Annotated in this window: 16 protein-coding genes and 1 pseudogene; 10 read left to right on the forward strand and 7 right to left on the reverse strand. The window is 32.7% G+C overall.

All coding sequences use genetic code 11. From position 1 onward, the window contains the following. From LG651_RS04755 to LG651_RS04775, 5 genes and pseudogenes are all read left to right on the forward strand, one after another. Positions 1-127 (forward strand): annotated as a pseudogene (locus LG651_RS04755) (bifunctional 4-hydroxy-2-oxoglutarate aldolase/2-dehydro-3-deoxy-phosphogluconate aldolase); the annotation flags it as partial. A gap of 24 nt (positions 128-151) precedes the next feature. Next, the gene (locus tag LG651_RS04760; RefSeq protein ID WP_226695013.1) at positions 152-1,123 is read left to right on the forward strand and encodes a TRAP transporter substrate-binding protein; all 972 of its coding nucleotides are present in this window, start codon (positions 152-154) and stop codon (positions 1,121-1,123) included. Position 1,124: 1 nt separating this feature from the next. Next, complete coding sequence (locus tag LG651_RS04765) at positions 1,125-1,586, forward strand: TRAP transporter small permease (RefSeq protein WP_226695014.1); 462 nt, start codon at positions 1,125-1,127, stop codon at positions 1,584-1,586. 2 nt (positions 1,587-1,588) lie between these two features. Next, positions 1,589-2,884 (forward strand): TRAP transporter large permease, encoded by a 1,296-nt coding sequence (locus tag LG651_RS04770; protein WP_226695015.1) that lies wholly within the window; start codon positions 1,589-1,591, stop codon positions 2,882-2,884. A gap of 89 nt (positions 2,885-2,973) precedes the next feature. Further along, positions 2,974-3,360 carry a MauE/DoxX family redox-associated membrane protein gene (locus LG651_RS04775; protein ID WP_226695016.1) on the forward strand — a complete coding sequence of 129 codons (387 nt, stop codon included), beginning with the start codon at positions 2,974-2,976 and terminating at the stop codon, positions 3,358-3,360. A gap of 2 nt (positions 3,361-3,362) precedes the next feature. Here the strand turns inward: LG651_RS04775 and LG651_RS04780 are convergent, their stop codons facing one another. The 7 genes from LG651_RS04780 to LG651_RS04810 all read right to left on the reverse strand — a co-directional run bounded on the left by LG651_RS04780 (position 3,363) and on the right by LG651_RS04810 (position 11,078). Beyond that, positions 3,363-4,274 carry a helix-turn-helix domain-containing protein gene (locus tag LG651_RS04780; protein WP_226695017.1) on the reverse strand — a complete coding sequence of 304 codons (912 nt, stop codon included), beginning with the start codon at positions 4,272-4,274 and terminating at the stop codon, positions 3,363-3,365. A 1-nt stretch (position 4,275) separates the two neighbouring features. Further along, the gene (locus LG651_RS04785; RefSeq protein ID WP_226695018.1) at positions 4,276-4,788 is read right to left on the reverse strand and encodes a hypothetical protein; all 513 of its coding nucleotides are present in this window, start codon (positions 4,786-4,788) and stop codon (positions 4,276-4,278) included. Between the two features lie 26 nt (positions 4,789-4,814). Continuing rightward, entirely contained in the window at positions 4,815-5,765 is a 951-nt protein-coding gene (locus tag LG651_RS04790; protein WP_226695019.1) for an SDR family oxidoreductase, read from the reverse strand. Positions 5,766-5,911: 146 nt separating this feature from the next. Beyond that, a complete protein-coding gene (locus LG651_RS04795) occupies positions 5,912-8,095 on the reverse strand; it encodes a PepSY domain-containing protein (RefSeq protein ID WP_226695020.1) in 2,184 nt (727 codons plus the stop codon). Positions 8,096-8,163: 68 nt separating this feature from the next. Then, positions 8,164-8,643, reverse strand: a complete 480-nt coding sequence (locus tag LG651_RS04800) for a DUF2271 domain-containing protein (RefSeq protein ID WP_044630918.1) — start codon at positions 8,641-8,643, stop codon at positions 8,164-8,166. A gap of 52 nt (positions 8,644-8,695) precedes the next feature. Beyond that, positions 8,696-10,171: an ankyrin repeat domain-containing protein gene (locus LG651_RS04805; protein ID WP_226695021.1), complete on the reverse strand. Its 1,476-nt coding sequence runs from the start codon at positions 10,169-10,171 to the stop codon at positions 8,696-8,698. A gap of 1 nt (position 10,172) precedes the next feature. Continuing rightward, positions 10,173-11,078, reverse strand: coding sequence for a DUF6607 family protein (locus tag LG651_RS04810; protein WP_226695022.1), 906 nt, complete (start codon positions 11,076-11,078; stop codon positions 10,173-10,175). Between the two features lie 55 nt (positions 11,079-11,133). Here LG651_RS04810 and LG651_RS04815 point away from each other — a divergent pair, with 55 nt between their 5' ends. From LG651_RS04815 to LG651_RS04835, 5 genes are all read left to right on the forward strand, one after another. Then, positions 11,134-13,212, forward strand: a complete 2,079-nt coding sequence (locus LG651_RS04815) for a TonB-dependent receptor plug domain-containing protein (RefSeq protein ID WP_226695023.1) — start codon at positions 11,134-11,136, stop codon at positions 13,210-13,212. Between the two features lie 8 nt (positions 13,213-13,220). After that, complete coding sequence (locus tag LG651_RS04820; RefSeq protein WP_226695024.1) at positions 13,221-13,844, forward strand: HmuY family protein; 624 nt, start codon at positions 13,221-13,223, stop codon at positions 13,842-13,844. A 119-nt stretch (positions 13,845-13,963) separates the two neighbouring features. After that, a complete protein-coding gene (locus LG651_RS04825) occupies positions 13,964-14,968 on the forward strand; it encodes a LacI family DNA-binding transcriptional regulator (RefSeq protein ID WP_226544245.1) in 1,005 nt (334 codons plus the stop codon). A 339-nt stretch (positions 14,969-15,307) separates the two neighbouring features. Next, the gene (locus LG651_RS04830) at positions 15,308-15,454 is read left to right on the forward strand and encodes a hypothetical protein (protein WP_226695025.1); all 147 of its coding nucleotides are present in this window, start codon (positions 15,308-15,310) and stop codon (positions 15,452-15,454) included. 110 nt (positions 15,455-15,564) lie between these two features. After that, complete coding sequence (locus LG651_RS04835; protein WP_226695026.1) at positions 15,565-17,400, forward strand: tetratricopeptide repeat-containing sensor histidine kinase; 1,836 nt, start codon at positions 15,565-15,567, stop codon at positions 17,398-17,400. The last annotated feature ends 1 nt before the right edge of the window (position 17,401 follow it).

Here is a 17,401-nt window from a genome sequence, read left to right on the forward strand (position 1 = left end):
AGGAGTAACATGTGTAGGTATGGGGTCGCAATTAATTTCAAAAGAAATTGTAGCTAACCAAGATTTCGATACACTAACTAAAAAAGTGGCTAGTGCATTAAGCATTATTAAAGACTTAAGAAAATAAAAAACAACCAAAACTAAACTAAAAATGAGAAACCTGATATTATTTATAACAACTGTTTTTTTGTTTACGAGTTGTGGTCAACTTAGCGAAAATAGAACAATAAAATTAGCTCACGGACTCGATGTTAACCACTCGGTTCATAAAGCTATGGTGAAAATGGGCGAAGATTTAGCCGAAATATCAGGTGGTAAAATGCAAATTGAAATTTACCCAAGTCAGCAGTTAGGTACCGAGCGCGAATGTATTGAATTGTTACAAATAGGAAGCCTTGATATGACTAAAGTTTCGGTGGGTGTAATGGAAAATTTTGCGCCGAGAATGAAAGTTTTCGGACTTCCATTTTTATTTAGAGATAAAGCTCATGTTAATCAAATTCTAGACGGAGCAATTGGTCAAGAATTGTTAGATGAAGGTACACAATATTGGCTTAAAGGTTTAGCCTATTACGATGCCGGAAGTCGTAGTTTTTATACCAAAGAAAAACCAGTAAACAATCCAGACGATTTAAAAGGCTTAAAAATCCGTGTAATGGAAAGTGTTACCGCCATGAATATGGTAAACAGTTTAGGAGGTTCTGCAACACCAATTTCTTGGGGAGAATTATACACATCGTTGCAGCAAGGTGTTGTTGATGGTGCTGAAAACAATCCGCCAAGTTTTTACCTGTCTAGACACTACGAAGTGTGTAAATATTACACCTTAGATGAACATACTGTATTACCAGACGTTTTAATTATTGGAACGCATATTTGGAACGATTTAAACGATCAAGAAAAAAAATGGCTCCAAACTGCCGTTAATAACTCGGTTGTTTACCAAAGAAAATTATGGCACGAAGCCGAGCAAGAAGCACTCAACGAAGTGCAAAAGGCTGGTGTAGAAATTATATATCCAGACAAAACATTGTTTTCTGAAAAAGTTGAGGATGTTTACACCACTGTTAAAAAGGATAAAGATATGTATAGTTTAGTCCAACGCATTAAAAACACTAAATAAGATGGAATTAAGAAAAAAAATAGACAAAATTTTAGGCAATGCCTTAATAATCATCATGGGAGTGATGGTTATAAATGTACTTTGGCAAGTTTTTACCAGATTTGTTATGGGTACGCCAAGTTCGTTTACCGACGAGTTAGCACGGTATTTAATGATTTGGCTAGGCATTCTTGGTGCAGCCTATGTTTCTGGTCGTAATATGCATGTGGCAATCGATGTGTTACCCTTACGATCAAGCAGTAAAACGCAAAAGAAAATTAAACTATTAGTTTATATTTTAATAATTGTATTTGCTTTGTTAGCTATGGTAATTGGAGGTTCTCGATTGGTTTATATCACGTATATACTCGATCAGTTTTCGCCAGCGTTACAAATGCCATTGGCCGTGGTTTACGCCGCTATTCCCGTAAGTGGATTGTTGATTATTTATTACAAAGTTTCAGACATTAAAAACATTTTATAGCCATGGAATATATACCAATTATTGTTTTAGTATTAAGTTTTGTTGGGTTATTGGCTATAGGAATGCCAGTGGCTTGGAGTATTGCCATTTCATCGGTTTTAACCATGTTAGCTAGTATTCCTGCATTACCAGCATTTACAACTATATCGCAACGTATGGGTACAGGTTTAGATAGTTTTTCTTTACTAGCCATACCCTTTTTTGTGCTCTCGGGCCAACTCATGAACAAAGGCGGAATAGCTCATAGACTAATAGCCTTTGCTAAATCTCTTGTAGGTTCGTTACCTGGAGGTCTAGCACTTATAAATGTTATTGGGGCTATGCTAATGGGAGCTATTGCGGGTTCTGCAATGGCGTCGGCATCTGCTATGGGGAGTATTTTAGGGCCGGAAATGGAAAAAGAAGGCTATTCCAAAGAGTTTGGTGCGGCAGTTAATATTACCTCGTCTACCACAGGATTAATTATTCCGCCAAGTAATGTTTTAATCGTTTATTCTTTGGCAAGTGGTGGTGTATCTATTGCTGCCTTATTTTTAGCGGGTTATATTCCTGGTATTTTAACGGGTTTATTTTTAATGATTGTAGCCATGTTTTGGGCTAAAAAGAAGAAATATAAACTAGGAGAAAGAAGCTCGATAAAACAAGTTTTTAAAACATTTATTGATGCTGTACCAAGTTTATTTTTGCTAGTTATTGTAATTGGAGGTATTATTACAGGTGTTTTTACAGCAACCGAAGCTTCAGCTATAGCGGTATTATACACATTAGTTTTAGGGTTTGCTTATAAAGAAATTTCACTTAAATCTTTACCAGAGATTTTATTAGATTCTTCTGCAACAACAGCTATTGTAATGTTATTAATTGGTGCTTCCATGAGTATGTCATGGGTTATGTCTTACGAAAATATTCCGCAAAACATTAGCTCACTTTTATTAGGTATAAGCGACAACAAAATCATCGTTTTACTTATTATAAATTTACTATTATTATTTGTAGGTATTTTTATGGATATAACACCAGCGGTTCTCATATTTACACCAATATTTTTACCTGTGGTTACCAAGTTGGGTATGGATCCAATTCAATTTGGAATTATTATAGTGCTTAATTTATGTGTTGGGCTTTGTACACCACCGGTAGGTTCGGTGTTATTTGTTGGTGTTGGTGTGGCAAAAACAACCATTCAAAAGGTGATAAAACCTTTAATACCATTGTTTCTAGCGATGATTTTTGCTATGTTTTTAGTAACTTATTTTCCGCAGTTAACTTTATGGTTGCCTAAGTTATTTGGATTGTAATAAGCCGTTTTAAATAAGAATACATTTTCTGTAAGAAACAAAAATATAACCGACTTAAGTTTTTAAGTCGGTTTTTTAATATTAATAATATGTTCAAAAATTTAACCAATAAAGGTCTTGCGGTAGCATTATTACAGTTGTCGTTTGGGATTAATTACTTTTTTCATGGTGTTGTTAGGTTGCCAAAGCTTAGTAAATTTGTTGCTGGAATGCAGGCTGGTTTTTCCGAAACACTATTGCCAGAATTATTTGTAACACCATTGGCTTACATAATTCCGTTTGCCGAAATAGCTATTGGTGCCTTATTAATAATTAACAAGTTTGCAAAACAAACGATTATTGCGGCTTTTGTTTTAATGAATATTTTAGTAGTTGGCTCTTGTTTTGCAGAAAATTGGGCTAATGTTGGGCTTCAAATGACTTATATTGGATTTTTATTTTTATTGCTTTTCTTTTTAAACGAAAAAGAAGCTTAATTTTAATTCATTCTATATTTTTCACGATATGCTTTTGGGCTAATGCCTGCCTTCTTTTTAAATAATCTTGAAAAGTACGGCGGATATTCAAAGCCTAATTCAAAAGCGACTTCAGATATGGTTTTACTTGGATTTAGCAACCTATTCTTAGCTTCGTCAATTAAGTAGAGTTGTAAATGTTCGGTGGAAGTTTTTCCGGTTTCCTTTTTAAGCGTATCGCTTAAATAACGCTGTGAAACCGATAGTTTGTGCGCAATTTGTTCTATACTTGGAATACCATTTTCTTGAATTTCACCCGAATCAAAATAAATAGATAATTGCTTATTAAACTGTTCTAATAAGTCGTTTGATAATTCTTTGCGGTTTAAAAACTGCCTTTCGTAAAAGCGATTAGCATATTTTAATAGCGTGCTTAACTGCGAAATAATAATGTCCTTACTAAATTCGTCTTGATTGTTTTGGTATTCAATATTTATATTTTCTACTATGGATTCTATTTGTTTTTCTTCCTTCGGTGATAAATGAAGCGCTTCGTTTGCCGCGTAAGAAAAGAAACTATATTTTTTAATTTGATGTGCTAATTCTGTGCCTTTTAAAAAATCTTCATGAAAATTTATTGAAAACCCTTTTTGGTTGTAAACTACACTTTCATCCCATTGCATCACTTGCCTTGGTGCAATAAAAATTAAAGCACCGTTGGTAAAATCGTATTTGGTTCGGCCATAATTTAAATCGCCTTTTATAATTTTTTTTAAACTAATGGAATAGCAATCGTTGGTAATGGGTGGCGAACTTTCTTTTGGGCAAGGTAAAAAACCATCGCCTGATGCCGTAAATACACTAAACATAGGATGTTCTGGTCGTGGTAATTCCAGATAATCTAAATAAGCCGATAGTGTTTTAAAATGTTGCATATTAATTTTTAAGTTGGTTTTTAACGGCGATTAATTGTTTATTATAAGCATCGATTCTGCCATGTGCGGTGCCATCAATTAATAAAATAACTACGAGCATTGCAATAGTTGTAATCATACTTGCTCGCCAAATAGGCGTTTTTAAAAATATAATTAACAAGGCACATGTTGCTATAATTATTGGTATGGCAGTAAACACTACGTTTTTATATTCTTTTAAAGTGCTTTCGGCACGCTCAAGCTCTGCTTCAACAAAAGTAATAGCGTTGTTATTATAGGCTTTTTCAAATTGTTTTATTCTAGTTTTGTTGGTGTAAAATAATCCAAGTCCAATTGTTAAAAGTAGGGCTCCAGCAACTAAGGTTGGTATTATGTAAGCTTTAGCTATTTCGGTTTTTCCTAATTGCCAAAAACCAACACTTGCAATTAGAAACAAAATGGCGAAAATTATAAAAAATCGGGTTGAGAACACTTCGGTTTTAGCCCAATCGGTAGCTATTTTTAAAATATCCATAATTTAAGTTATTGGTTTATTCAAATTTAAACATTCCATTTTATACCTAATGCGTCTTCAGAAACAGTCCAAAGTTTTTGCATTACAGCTTTGTCTTTGGCGTGTGGTTCTAATTTACATTCACCAACTGGTCCTGTCCAGTAATTTTTTCCTGTTGGCCCGTAAAACCCTGCTTGATCTAAATCGGGTTCTGTGGCACACATTAATTCTGGGTATGCGCCTCGTTCTGCCGATTGTACCATAGGTGTTAACTTCATAATTTGCCAAACAAAACGAGTTAATAAACTACCGCTGGTTTTAATTAACGATGTGCTTGAAGCCCCTGGGTGACAAGCATATGTTTTTACATTGGTTATTCCTGCTTGTTTTAATTTATCTTGTAGTTGGTAAGCCGTCATTATTTGCGCTAATTTACTTTGGCTATAAACACCGTTTGGATTGTAGTTTTTATCCCAGTTTAAATCGTCGAACTGAATGGTTTTTATTCCTAAGTTATAACCCATACTCCCAACAGTTACAATGCGCCCGTTTGAGGCTTCAATTCTAGGAAAAAGCAATGCTTGTAATAAAAAATTGCTATAATGGTTTACACCCATTTGGCTTTCTAAACCATCTACCGTAAAGGTTTGTTTAGGTACTTGTGCAATGGCAGCATTTAGCATTAAGGCATCTATTTGTGGTACGGTTTTAAGCACTTCTGCTGCGGCTTCTTTTACCGATTCTTGCGATGCTAAATCCATGCGAATATTAGTAACATTAATAGTATTACCAATTTCTTGTTTTAATGTGGCTATTGTGGCTTCTGCTTTTTGTATATTACGGTTAAGCATCACAACTTTTGCGCCTTTAGATAGTAATATTTTTGCAGCTTCAAAACCGGTACCGCTGGTTGTACCAGTTATAACAAATGTTTTTCCGCTTAAGTTTTTTATTCTGTCGGGTGTCCACCCTTTTTTTCCAAATTTAGTTGTACTCATCACCTAATTTTTTTAATGATTTAAAATAATAGGACAAAGGTAACCTTGGAGTAGACGTTGCCACTTACACAATTTTTCGAATTATGTATACTTTTTGGTTGTAGTAGCTATTTTACAATGAATTGTGATTTGTAAAGCTGCGTGTTTTAGTAGCAATCACTTTTAATTTGCTGCTTATTTTGGTAGTAACTTAAAGGTTTGTTGTTGAATTTTGTAACAATATCTTCTAGCACAGCCAAAACACTTTTGTACATGGCAAGCGAGCCACAAACCATAATAATGCCATTGCCATATAATGTTTTTGCAATAGCTTCAGCATCATTTAAAAGAAGATCTTGCACGTATTGTTTCTCATTTTCGCGAGATAATGCTAAGTTAAATGTGTTTAATTTTTCAGATGAAATAAATCCATCAATGTCATTTTTATAAAGCTGAAATGAAGCCTCGGTACGCAAACCTAAATACAAATGCGTTGTTGTATTTTTATTTTGATTAAGCATGCCTAAAAAAGGAGCAACTCCGGTACCGTTTGCAATCATTATAACTTTGGAAGCGTTTTTAGGAAAATGAAATGCTGAATTTTTTACCAAACGCGCTTTTATTTTTTCGTTTACTTCTGAAGTAAACAAAAACCCAGAGCCAAAACCGTTTTTATGAAGTTTTACACTTAATTGAATGTTGCCATTTACTTTTCCAATAGAGTACAACCGTTCGCAATGATCGTTTTTTGGGTAAATAGCAAGCAAATCTCCAGAAGTGAACTTGTGATGTTTTTTGGGTTTAAAAGTGAGTAAAAACGTATCGTCGGTATTTGTTTTGGTTTTACTTAAAACCTTTATTTTTTTAAGTTGTTTGGGTTTTGTAGCTAAAGCCTGTTCTGCAATTTTAACAGGAATACCAGAAGCATCGCTCCATTGTGAGGTCCATTGGTTAAAAGCTTCAACCGATTTATCGTTAATGGTAAAAATAGGTAATAGTTGCTGGTGTTTTTGCTGAAGTGTTTTATCAACATCTATGGCAAATTTGCAAAAATCTGGATAAGCCAAAGCCCCGAAACCAACTACCGAAAATTTTAAATCGTCTTTTATATTTTCAGTTTTAAACTTTTTTAAGAATTGATTCGCGTTTGTTGGCGCTTCACCTTGGCCATAAGTTGCGGTTATTATTACCATTTGTTTGGCTTCAGGAAAATTGGTGAAGTCATTCATTTCGGTAATAAATGCTTTTTCACCTTTAGAAATTAGTGCTTTGTAAAATGCGTTAGCAAAAGTAAAAGTACTTCCGTTTTCCGAGCCAACAAGAATTATAATATCAGCCTTATCGGATTTGTATTTGTTTTTTATGCGCGTTTTTCGTCGGTTTAAAGTCATCGCGAAGCCCGAATAAATAAAAAACAGAATGTTTATTGAGGCAATAATTAAAATAACCGACCATAAAATACTGCCTTTTCCGGTATGCAGATTTAAACTTAGATTGGTAAAAATATTAACTAACGGTGTTTTAGTTTCACTTAAAACAGTGCCAGTAATTTGATTTATAAGAAGTTCTTTGGTTTTAAGTGTTAGCGTAAAATAATCTTCAACATCTGGAGAAAACGGAAATTCTATAGCTTTTACTTCGGAAAGTGGCGTGTTTTTAAATGCTTCAATTTCAGAAAGTTCAACTTTTGGTGTTTCAGAAACAGCATCAAAATCAATAGAATGTTCAGTTTTGTTTTCTGGAAGTAATTGAAACTTATCGAGCGATAAATACACACCAGTTGCTGTAATAATTAAAATAGGAATTAGCAACAAACGCCCTAAAACCACATGCCAATATTGGTTGAAATTATCGTTTACAATTTTGGCAAAAAACTGCTTAATACCACGTTGGCGTTTTAAAATTAAAACGGTTCCGGTAATGGCAATTAAAAACAATAAAAAGGAGCAAAGCCCAACAAAAAAACGACCAACACTTTTTAAAAATAACGAACGATGTAAACTGGTTACCCATTGAAAAAACTTTGAAGGTTTTATTTCTTCGCCTAAAAATTGAGCGGTTTTTGGGTTAAAATAACCCTCTAAATTATCGCCATCTTCTGTAAAAACCGATGCGATAACAAAATCGTTATCATCAACTTTTATATCAATAATTTCCGGATAAGTTGCTTTAAAAACCGCAATGGTTTCAGCAACTGTAATGTTGTTAAGGTTTTCGGTGTTGTAGGGTTGAAGTTGTTCTGAAATAGGTTGAAACCCCAGAATTATCCCGGTTACCGAAGCAAGTATTATAAAAACAAAAGAAGATACAGCCAAGGCTAAATGGCTGTATCTCCAAATGGAAATGGTCATATCTTAATGTTTTAAGACTTATTTTTTGCGTTTGAAGCGATTATTAAAGCTTCAAACGTTTTAACGATTTAATTTGGCATCATTCGAATGTAGCGAATAAAGCCTTTGCCTTCGTGTTTTGCTTTAATGTTTGCAGAAGTTAGCTCGAATTGAACATCTTCAACAATGTATTCATCATCTTCAACTGCAGTTTCAAAACGAATACTGTATCCAGCATCAATTTTAGAATCTTCAATATTTATAACTTCAATAGCACGTTCGCCACCAGCAATAGTTTCACCCGTAATAGCGTCGATATTGTTACGTTTTTTTCCGTAGAATTTCCACCATTCTTCAACGGTGTTAAACCATTCATCATCATCACCTTTTACATATAAGGTTTCGTCGTATTCGCCTTCTGGATTAATAAGCGAAATAACTACGTAAGCGCCATGACCTGTATAATTTGTCATTTGAATCATGCACTTGTATTTTGTAGATTCTGATGTTGTAAAAGCGACTAAGCTTAGCAATATTACACTTAAAAGCGTTATATATTTTAATTTCATATTCGTGTATTTTTTAAGATCCTGAAACGCGCTCAGGATGACTATATTTTAGTTATTTTAAAAAGTCTACAGAAACGTTATTCGCTCTAAGTAGTTCGTTTTCTTTAGCTAAATCGAAGGCTGTTTCTTCAAAATCGGTAGTAGCCGTTTTGTTTGCTCCGTTTTTAATTAAATATTTTAAAATTTTATCGTCTTTAGCTTTCATTGCAGCTAAAAGTAAAGCCGTATTACCTTCACTGTTTTTAGCGTTTATATCTTGATTAAATTCTGAAGCTAATTGAAGTAACTTAAAACTATTTTTTTCGATAGCAAAATGATACCAAGTATTACCATTTTTTTGAGGAGTACTTAAGTTGTAATCTAAAGTTTTTAAAGTTTCTAATTTTTCGGTGAAATCTTTTTCAGAACGTTTTGAGTAGTTACTAACTAAATAATATGAAAGGTTATTTCCTTTATTATCGGTAGCATTTAAATCGGCCTTGTTTTCAGCTAAAAAAGTAACCACATCAGCTTTATTAGATTGTACAGCAAGCATTAGTGCAGTTTCGCCGTTGTTGTTTTTTAAGTTGATATCTTTTACGTTTTTATAAAGCGCTTTAACAACACTTAAATCGTTTCTAGTAACCGCATTTAAAAATGGTGTATTACCATGTTTATCTGTAGCGTTAACACTTAAACCTTTACTTATTAAATAGTTTATAACGTTTACATCTTTGCTACGAGCTGCTGCAATGTGTAAAGGTGTTTCGTTGTCGTGGTTTGTAGTATTTGGGTTTAAACCTTGAGCTTCTAAATATTTAAAAACACTAACGTCGTTAAAAGCGCGTCTTTGTCCCATGGCAGCAAAAGTAAAAGCTTGGTCGTTACCTTTTATGCCTTTAGCTACAAGTTTATTTAAAAGTTCGGTATTACCAGTTCTTGCTACGTAATTAAATGCGCCGTTTCCGTTAGCATCAACATCAGAAAGACTTAAACCTTTTGAAGTAAAGTACTCGGTAAGCTTAAAATCTTCGTCTTTAGTAATAGCTAATAATAAGGCATTTGCCCCATCGTGATTAACATCTTCTTTTAAATTTGCGCCTTTTGCTATAAGTAAATCATAAACTTTTGTGTTTGTTACACCAGCGTTTGCTGCAAAATTTAAAGGTGTGTAGTCGTGATCGTCTCTAATATCGGTTTTTGCTCCGTTTTCAAGCAAGTAGCTCATAAATTTATCGTTACCACTGTAGGCTGCCCAAAATAAATAGGTTCTGCCATCGTGTGTTAGTTTATTAATGCTATTACCTTCTTGTTGTTGCATAAACACCAAAGTTTCGTAAGGTGCTTTTTGTAAAATAGCATAAACTAAACCATCAAAATGAGCTTGGTTTGCTTCTGTAGGATTATTGCCTTCAGCTATTTTAGTTTTTACTGTTTTTATAGTTGGCTTTGTATCCCAAAATTTGCGTTTTAAAAATATGTTGTCCTGCGAAAAGCTTTGTACAGTTACTAAAAGTAGTAAAGCTAAAAGTGATAGTGATTTTTTCATCTTATTTTTTTACAAATGATTCTATTATTGGATTAATTGTTTCTGCGGAGTTATAGTTTTCGGCATCGAATAAATATTTAAACAATACTTTGTTGTCTACTTTTTCTTCAAGTATTAAATCGGTATTTCTTGAAAACACATCGTTCCATTTGGCACGAACTATGGCCCATTTAGCTTGGTTTTCTTTCCAGTAGTCTTGAGCTGCTTTACACTTACTATCATCAACTTTTACATAAGTATTAAAACCTTTTTCCTGTGCAATAATTACGTCTGGTTTTCCGTCTTCACGAATTACTTTATCGTTGTCTTGGTCGTGAATCCATCCGTTTGCAACAATTTCGTGTCGGTTTCTTCTGGTAGTTACGTTATAATCGCTTCGTTTTGTGTATTCACGACGTGGTAATGGAGCCGATGTTTCGTTTTCCCAATAACTTTTTCCATCAACATGAACCCAGGTTGAAGAACCTTCGTAGCGCGGGCTATCATCAACTTGAAACACTTTTTGCGTCCATTGCCCTTTAACGTCATTTTTAGAAAGTTGTACAAAATCCCATTTGTTATCGTGGTTGTACTGGTATAAATTGGTGTTTTGGTATTCCCAATCTTGTCTCCAGTGTTTTACAATATATGGTTGTGTTGGCGGGCCAACAATTAATAAATGTTGCATAGATATCTTATCATTGCCATCTTCAACAAGCTGCACCCATTCTAAACCTTTATCATGTTTGGTTTTAGAAGGTATGTAGGTAGAATCTTCAACATACTCGAAAGTTTCAGCAAAATTAAAGTTCACTTCATAACAACCACACATGCTTTTAATAGCATTTTGGTCTTGTTTTTTCTTGTTTTGAGCTATTACCGTAGAAATAGATAATAATGTTAAAGTTAAAATAACTATTTTTTTCATTTTATTTAGATTGATTTTAAATAACATTTATATATTTGCGACAAATTTAAATAGAATGAGTCTAAATAAAAATAAAATTATAATTTATTTTTTAGCTTTTGTAAGTTATTTTGGCATTGCTCAAAATGAGAATACAACTGTAATAGATTCTGTTCCCGAAGCTTTAGAAGAAGTTATGGTAACGGCCACTCGAACGGTTAGGCAGTTATCTTCGCTTCCTTTACCAGCTCAAATTGTATCGAAAGCAGATATTATTCAATCTAATTCCATTAGGTTAAACGATATTTTAAACGAACAAACCGGATTAATTACCGTTCCAGATTTTGGTGGAGGAGAGGGCATTCAACTTCAAGGTTTAGATTCTCAATACACTTTAATTTTGGTTGATGGTGTACCGCTAATTGGCCGTTCTGCTGGAACTTTAGATATTTCTAGACTTACTGTTGGCAACATAAAACAGATTGAAATTGTAAAAGGCGCGTCGTCTAGTTTATATGGTAGCAATGCACTTGGTGGTGTTATTAACATAATTACAGAAAACCCTAAGCCAGGTTTTAAAACCGACTTAAATTACAGATTGGGCGCTTTTAATACAAACGATTTAAACACTTCAATTAACTATTCAAAGAAAAAATTAGCAACTAGTTTTTTTGCAAATAGATACAGTAGTTCTGGGTACGATTTCGACGAAACAGATGCTTTAAATACCGTAGAACCTTTTGTTAATTATACTTTAAACGGAAAGGTTAATTATCAATTTAATGATAAAACATCGTTAACTACTTCTGGACGTTATTATTATCAAAATCAAGATTATGTAGCTTCAGAAACTATTGCCGGAGAAAGCAAAATTAATGAGTGGAATACACATGTAAAACTAAATCATGATTACAATAATAAATGGAGTAGTTACTTCAAGTTTTATGCTTCAAGATATAAAGCCGAAGAATATTTAAATAATAATGATGGTAGCTTATACAGTAATAGTTATTACAATCATTTTTTAGTTCGCCCCGAAATTAGAGCTAATTTTAAACCAACAGCAAAAACAACTTTTACAGGTGGTTTAGGGTTTAGCCATGAAACTTTAGATAGAACTTATTTTACAAGTACCCCAATTTTTAATTCGCCTTACGTGTATTTACAATATGATGGTTATTTAAATGAAAACCTAAATGTAATTCTTGGTGCTCGTTTCGATAGTCATAATAAATACAAATCTCAATTTAGTCCTAAAGCCGCTTTGCGTTATAAAATTAATACAAAACTGGCGGTAAAAGGTTCTGTAGGTTATGGCTATAAAGCTCCAGATTTTAGGCAACTGTATTTCGATTTTATAAACTCAACCGTGGGTTATACGGTTTTAGGTTATAACACAGTAACTACAAAAATTCCAGAATTAGAGGAACAAGGTGAAATAGAAAATATTATAGTTCCAATTTCAAATTACAACGATGCGCTTTATCCAGAAAGTTCAGTAAGTATAAATTTTGGTGTAGATTATAAGATTGCTTCTTCTTTAAAATTATCTGTAAACATCTTTAGCAATTTAATAGAAGATTTAATAGACACCCAAGTTATAGCAACAAAAACCAACGGCCAAAACGTGTTTAGTTATTATAACGTAAACCAAGTTTACACACAAGGTGCCGAGTTTAATGCACACTGGAAACCTAATAATAACTTAAAAATTTCAGGAGGTTACCAATTGCTTTATGCAAAAGATAAAGAAGCCGAAAATGCATTTAAGAATGATGAGGTTTTTGCTAGAAACGAAAGCGGATCTTCTTTTCAACTACAAGAGTCAGATTATTTTGGGTTGTATAACCAATCTAGACATATGGCGAACTTTAAAGTGTTCTATAATATTCCGAAAATAAATTTAGATGCAAACCTTAGAGCGACTTACCGAAGTAAATACGCTTTATATGATACTAACGATAATTTGTATTTAGATGATTACGATGATTTTGTATCGGGTTATTCGGTTATAGATGTCGCGGTAAATAAAACTTTTTATAAAAATTACACGGTTGGTATTGGTGCAGATAACCTTTTTGATTTCACCGATACTCAGAATATAACCAATATACCGGGACGCATTTTATACGGAAAAATCAACATTAAATTTTAATATATCTTATGAAAACAATTAAATACTTTGCATGCTTAGCTTTATTTGCAGCGTTTACCTCTTGTAGTACAGATGATAACTCAGGAGATGAAAACGAATTATTAGAAACAGAAACTGCTACGGTTAGTAATTTAGCAGCAGTACAAACGGCAGATTACACTACAACACCTGCAACCATTACAGGAGAATATACGCGCTTTTCTTTTGAAAGTGGAAGCATTGTAACAGATGATAGTTGGGATTTAGCCTTTCGTGGTACAACAATCTTGGTAAATGGAGGAACCGCTGTCTCAGATGATGAGCCAGAACGAACCGGAACAGCAGGTGTATATATAGCATCAGGCACTTTAAGTAGTATTACAGAAGTTGACACCTCATTATTTGTTAGCGATAGCGAAACCGATGGTTTAGCAATAACAACAGGATCGGAAAATGGTTGGTACAGTTACGATTATACCACACACATTATTTCACCAATTGCAGGTAAAATACTAGTGGTTAAAACAAGCAACAACACCTATGCAAAAGTTGAAATTTTAAGTTATTATTTAGATAGCGATACCTCCAGCGATTCGCAATATTACACGTTTAACTATGTGTATCAACCAAACGAAGGCGAAACAACATTTTAATATTTATTTTTTTGAGTTAGTTTTTAATAAAGTCCTTAGCATATTTTGTTAAGGGTTTTCTTTTTTCGTTAAATCAAAAGAGTTATTTTGTAAATTGCGGCACTTAAATTCGGGTATTTATGGTTACACTAAAGCAATTGGCAAAAGAATTAAACGTTTCAATCTCCACAGTTTCTAAAGCATTAAACAACAGTGAAGAAATTGGTGAAGCAACAATAAAGCGTGTAAAAGAACTTGCTGAATTGTATAACTATAAACCCAATAAGGTTGCATTAAGTTTAAAACAAAATAAAACAAAAACCATAGGTGTAATTATTCCTAATATTTTAAATAGGTTTTTGGCAAAAGTGCTTTTTGGTATAGAGCGCGAAGCGAATAAACATGGCTATAATATTATTACGTGTATTTCTAACGAATCTTTAAAAAAAGAAAAAGAAGGCTTACAACTTTTAGCTAGTGGAAGTGTTGATGGTTTTATTTTATCTGTAGCCGAAGAAACTCAAATAACAAACGAAGTAGAGCATTTTAAAAAAACCATTAATCAAGGTTTACCTATTGTAATGTTCGATAGAGTAGCGCACGATGTTATGTGCGATAAAGTTATTGTTGATGATTTTGATGCTACCTATAACGCCACACAACTTTTATTTGGAGAAAACCGAAAAAAAATTGCATTTATAAGTTGTATAAACGATTTAAGCGTTGGTAAACTTAGGGAGCGCGGTTACAACAAAGCAATTCTAGAACATAAAAACCAAGAGCCTTTAGTTTTAAAAATAAAGAAGAAAGACGACCATCAAAAGAAAATTAAATCCTTTTTTAAAAAGAATCCAGGAATTGATGCTGTTTTGGCTGCCGATAGTTCTTCAGGAATAATAGCTTTAAATACAGCCGTAAATTTAGGCTTAAAAGTTCCAAAAGATATTTCTGTAATAGCGTTTGCAAGTAAATCTGATTCTAACCATACTTTACCACAACTTACTACTATTAGGCAACATGCAAAAACTATTGGAGAAACTGCCGCTCAATTACTTATACAGCGCATGCACAACACACCAGCAAGCGACGATGTTAAAACCAATATAATTAAAACAAGTTTGGTGAAAACTAAATCTATTTTGTAGTATAAATCTCTCTTTATCGATAAAATACATGTTTTTATCTTGTTTTAGATGTTGTTTGTCTAATTTTTTGTAATTTATCAATTTAGTTGGTATATATTAGCTTTAACTAGATTGAGCATAATTAAATTCCCTTAGTTCAATTTATTAAAATTAATCCCAATAAGCATTATTGCTTATTCCCTCGTAGTAAAATTTATCAAATCGCAGGCAGTTTGTGTGCTTCGGTTTAAGGTTAATTATTCCATTTATCCCTCGAAAAAAAATCAAGACTTTGTTAAAGTCTTTGGGTATGAGTTTTTTAATATTTTATAAATAGTTAACCTTTTAATCGAAATTAATATGAAAGCCGTAAGAATTACTTTTATTTTAGCAACTCTTTTTTTAACTGTAGCATCTTGTACAAAGCAAGATTTAAACGAAGATGACGTTTTACAATCACCTGAAACCGAAGAAACGCCATACACTGGTGGTAATGGTTTAGATTAATTTAATCTGAATCTCATAAATAAACGAACCTCGATTAATAACAAATCGAGGTTTTTTTATTTAAATAGCTAAAAATTAAATACATTTGAGTATTAAATTTTCTACTATAATTGGGCGTTTTAAGGCATATTGTTTTTGTATTTCTGTTAAGTGCACCTTTGCTAAATGCGCAAAACACTAAGGTTTTACAACAAATTGAATCGGTAAAATCTAGTATATATAAAATCCCTTCTCGGGATTCGGTGGCTATAGCAGAAACGCATTATAAAATTGGAGAACTTTATCGGAAGTCGTTGTTTAGCGATAGTGCTTTAGTATATTTTCAAAAAGCCGAAAAGGTTTTCAGGGCCTATAATTTAACGTATAACGTTGCAATAACTATGTACGGTATTGCCGTTTGCCAGACATATCATAAAGATTATACCGGAAGCGAATCTACATCTATCGAGGTGTTAACCTTGCTAAATACATTAAACGAAACAAACAATGTTAAGCAATACAAAGCATATACTTATAATAATTTAGGAGTAGTATTCGATGAGTTAGATCAGTTCGATCAGGCCATAAAATATTACCAAACATCTTTAAATTTAAAAAAAGAATTAAATGGCGATTACCAACGAAGTATTGGATTAACTCTAAATAACATGCTTAAGGTTTATAGGCGTGCTGGTAAATTCAATATGGCTATTAAAACCTATAACGAAATATATAACGATAAAAATTTAATAAGAAAATACCCAGATGTATATGGTTTAGCTCTAGGTAATTATGCGAAAACTTTACATTTATCAAAAAAATATGAAGAGTTACCAGGGTTGTATTTAAAAGCTTTAAGAATTTTTGATAGTATAAATAGCCCTTATAATTCAATAATTATTCAACAGCATTTAGCAGAATTTTATAACGATATCAACAAAAAAGATTCGGCCAGATATTATGCCTATCAAGCCAAAGACCTTTCTGAATTATACAATAACGACGATTTACTTAAATCTTTATTTATAATTGCTAATATTGAAGAAGGTGAAACGGCAAATAAGTATTTAAATGCCTATATAAAGTTAAGCGATAGCCTTCATAAAATAGAGCGTTTTAATCGGGATAAACTAGCTAGAATAAGGTTTGAAACCGATGAAATTGAAAAAGAAAATGCTCAAAAAGAAAAAGAGGTTAAGTTATTATTTATAATTTCTATTATCGTAATTACAATATCTATTTTGTTATATCTGTTTTTAACCATGCGAGAAAAAAATAAGATATTACAATTTAAACAGTCGCAACAAGAAAGCAATGAAGAAATTTATAACCTTATGCTTTCTCAAAATGAAAGTATAGAAGAAGCTCGAGCTCAAGAAAAAACAAGAATTTCTCAAGAGTTACACGATGGGGTTCTAGGAAGACTTTTTGGTACGCGCTTAAGTTTAGATAGTTTAAATATGAATACGAGTACCGAAGCTGTAAAAGCGCGTGAACAATACATTAACGAATTAAAAGATATTGAGCACGACATTCGAAAAGTTTCGCACGAATTAAATACCGATTTTGTTTCTGGTTCTGGTTTTATAGATATTATTAAAACACTTGTTGAAACTCAAACGTTAAGTTATAATTTGCAATATATGTTTAACCCAGATGATAGTATTAACTGGGACATAATTAGCAATAAAACAAAAATACATATATACAGAATTATCCAGGAGGCGCTGCATAACATTCATAAACATGCTAACGCTAGCTTTGTGAAAATTAGTTTTAAATTAAAAAAAGATGTAATTTGCATAGCGATAACAGACAACGGGTTTGGTTTCGATGTAAGTAAAACCAAATCTGGAATAGGATTAAAAAACATTAACTCTCGCGTAAAAGAAATTAATGGACAATTAAAAATAACGTCTCAAAAAAAAGAAGGAACAACTTTGCTTTTAGAAGCTCCAATGACTTAAT

The organism is Neotamlana sargassicola (assembly GCF_020523965.1).
Classification (GTDB): domain Bacteria; phylum Bacteroidota; class Bacteroidia; order Flavobacteriales; family Flavobacteriaceae; genus Neotamlana; species Neotamlana sargassicola.

Bases quoted from the DNA above. Each gene is read 5' to 3' on its own strand.
- LG651_RS04760 (WP_226695013.1), top strand. From the start codon at position 152: ATGAGAAACCTGATATTATTTATAACAACTGTTTTTTTGTTTACGAGT.
- LG651_RS04765 (WP_226695014.1), top strand. From the start codon at position 1,125: ATGGAATTAAGAAAAAAAATAGACAAAATTTTAGGCAATGCCTTAATA.
- LG651_RS04770 (WP_226695015.1), top strand. From the start codon at position 1,589: ATGGAATATATACCAATTATTGTTTTAGTATTAAGTTTTGTTGGGTTA.
- LG651_RS04775 (WP_226695016.1), top strand. From the start codon at position 2,974: ATGTTCAAAAATTTAACCAATAAAGGTCTTGCGGTAGCATTATTACAG.
- LG651_RS04780 (WP_226695017.1), bottom strand. From the start codon at position 4,274: ATGCAACATTTTAAAACACTATCGGCTTATTTAGATTATCTGGAATTA.
- LG651_RS04785 (WP_226695018.1), bottom strand. From the start codon at position 4,788: ATGGATATTTTAAAAATAGCTACCGATTGGGCTAAAACCGAAGTGTTC.
- LG651_RS04790 (WP_226695019.1), bottom strand. From the start codon at position 5,765: ATGAGTACAACTAAATTTGGAAAAAAAGGGTGGACACCCGACAGAATA.
- LG651_RS04795 (WP_226695020.1), bottom strand. From the start codon at position 8,095: ATGACCATTTCCATTTGGAGATACAGCCATTTAGCCTTGGCTGTATCT.
- LG651_RS04800 (WP_044630918.1), bottom strand. From the start codon at position 8,643: ATGAAATTAAAATATATAACGCTTTTAAGTGTAATATTGCTAAGCTTA.
- LG651_RS04805 (WP_226695021.1), bottom strand. From the start codon at position 10,171: ATGAAAAAATCACTATCACTTTTAGCTTTACTACTTTTAGTAACTGTA.
- LG651_RS04810 (WP_226695022.1), bottom strand. From the start codon at position 11,078: ATGAAAAAAATAGTTATTTTAACTTTAACATTATTATCTATTTCTACG.
- LG651_RS04815 (WP_226695023.1), top strand. From the start codon at position 11,134: ATGAGTCTAAATAAAAATAAAATTATAATTTATTTTTTAGCTTTTGTA.
- LG651_RS04820 (WP_226695024.1), top strand. From the start codon at position 13,221: ATGAAAACAATTAAATACTTTGCATGCTTAGCTTTATTTGCAGCGTTT.
- LG651_RS04825 (WP_226544245.1), top strand. From the start codon at position 13,964: ATGGTTACACTAAAGCAATTGGCAAAAGAATTAAACGTTTCAATCTCC.
- LG651_RS04830 (WP_226695025.1), top strand. From the start codon at position 15,308: ATGAAAGCCGTAAGAATTACTTTTATTTTAGCAACTCTTTTTTTAACT.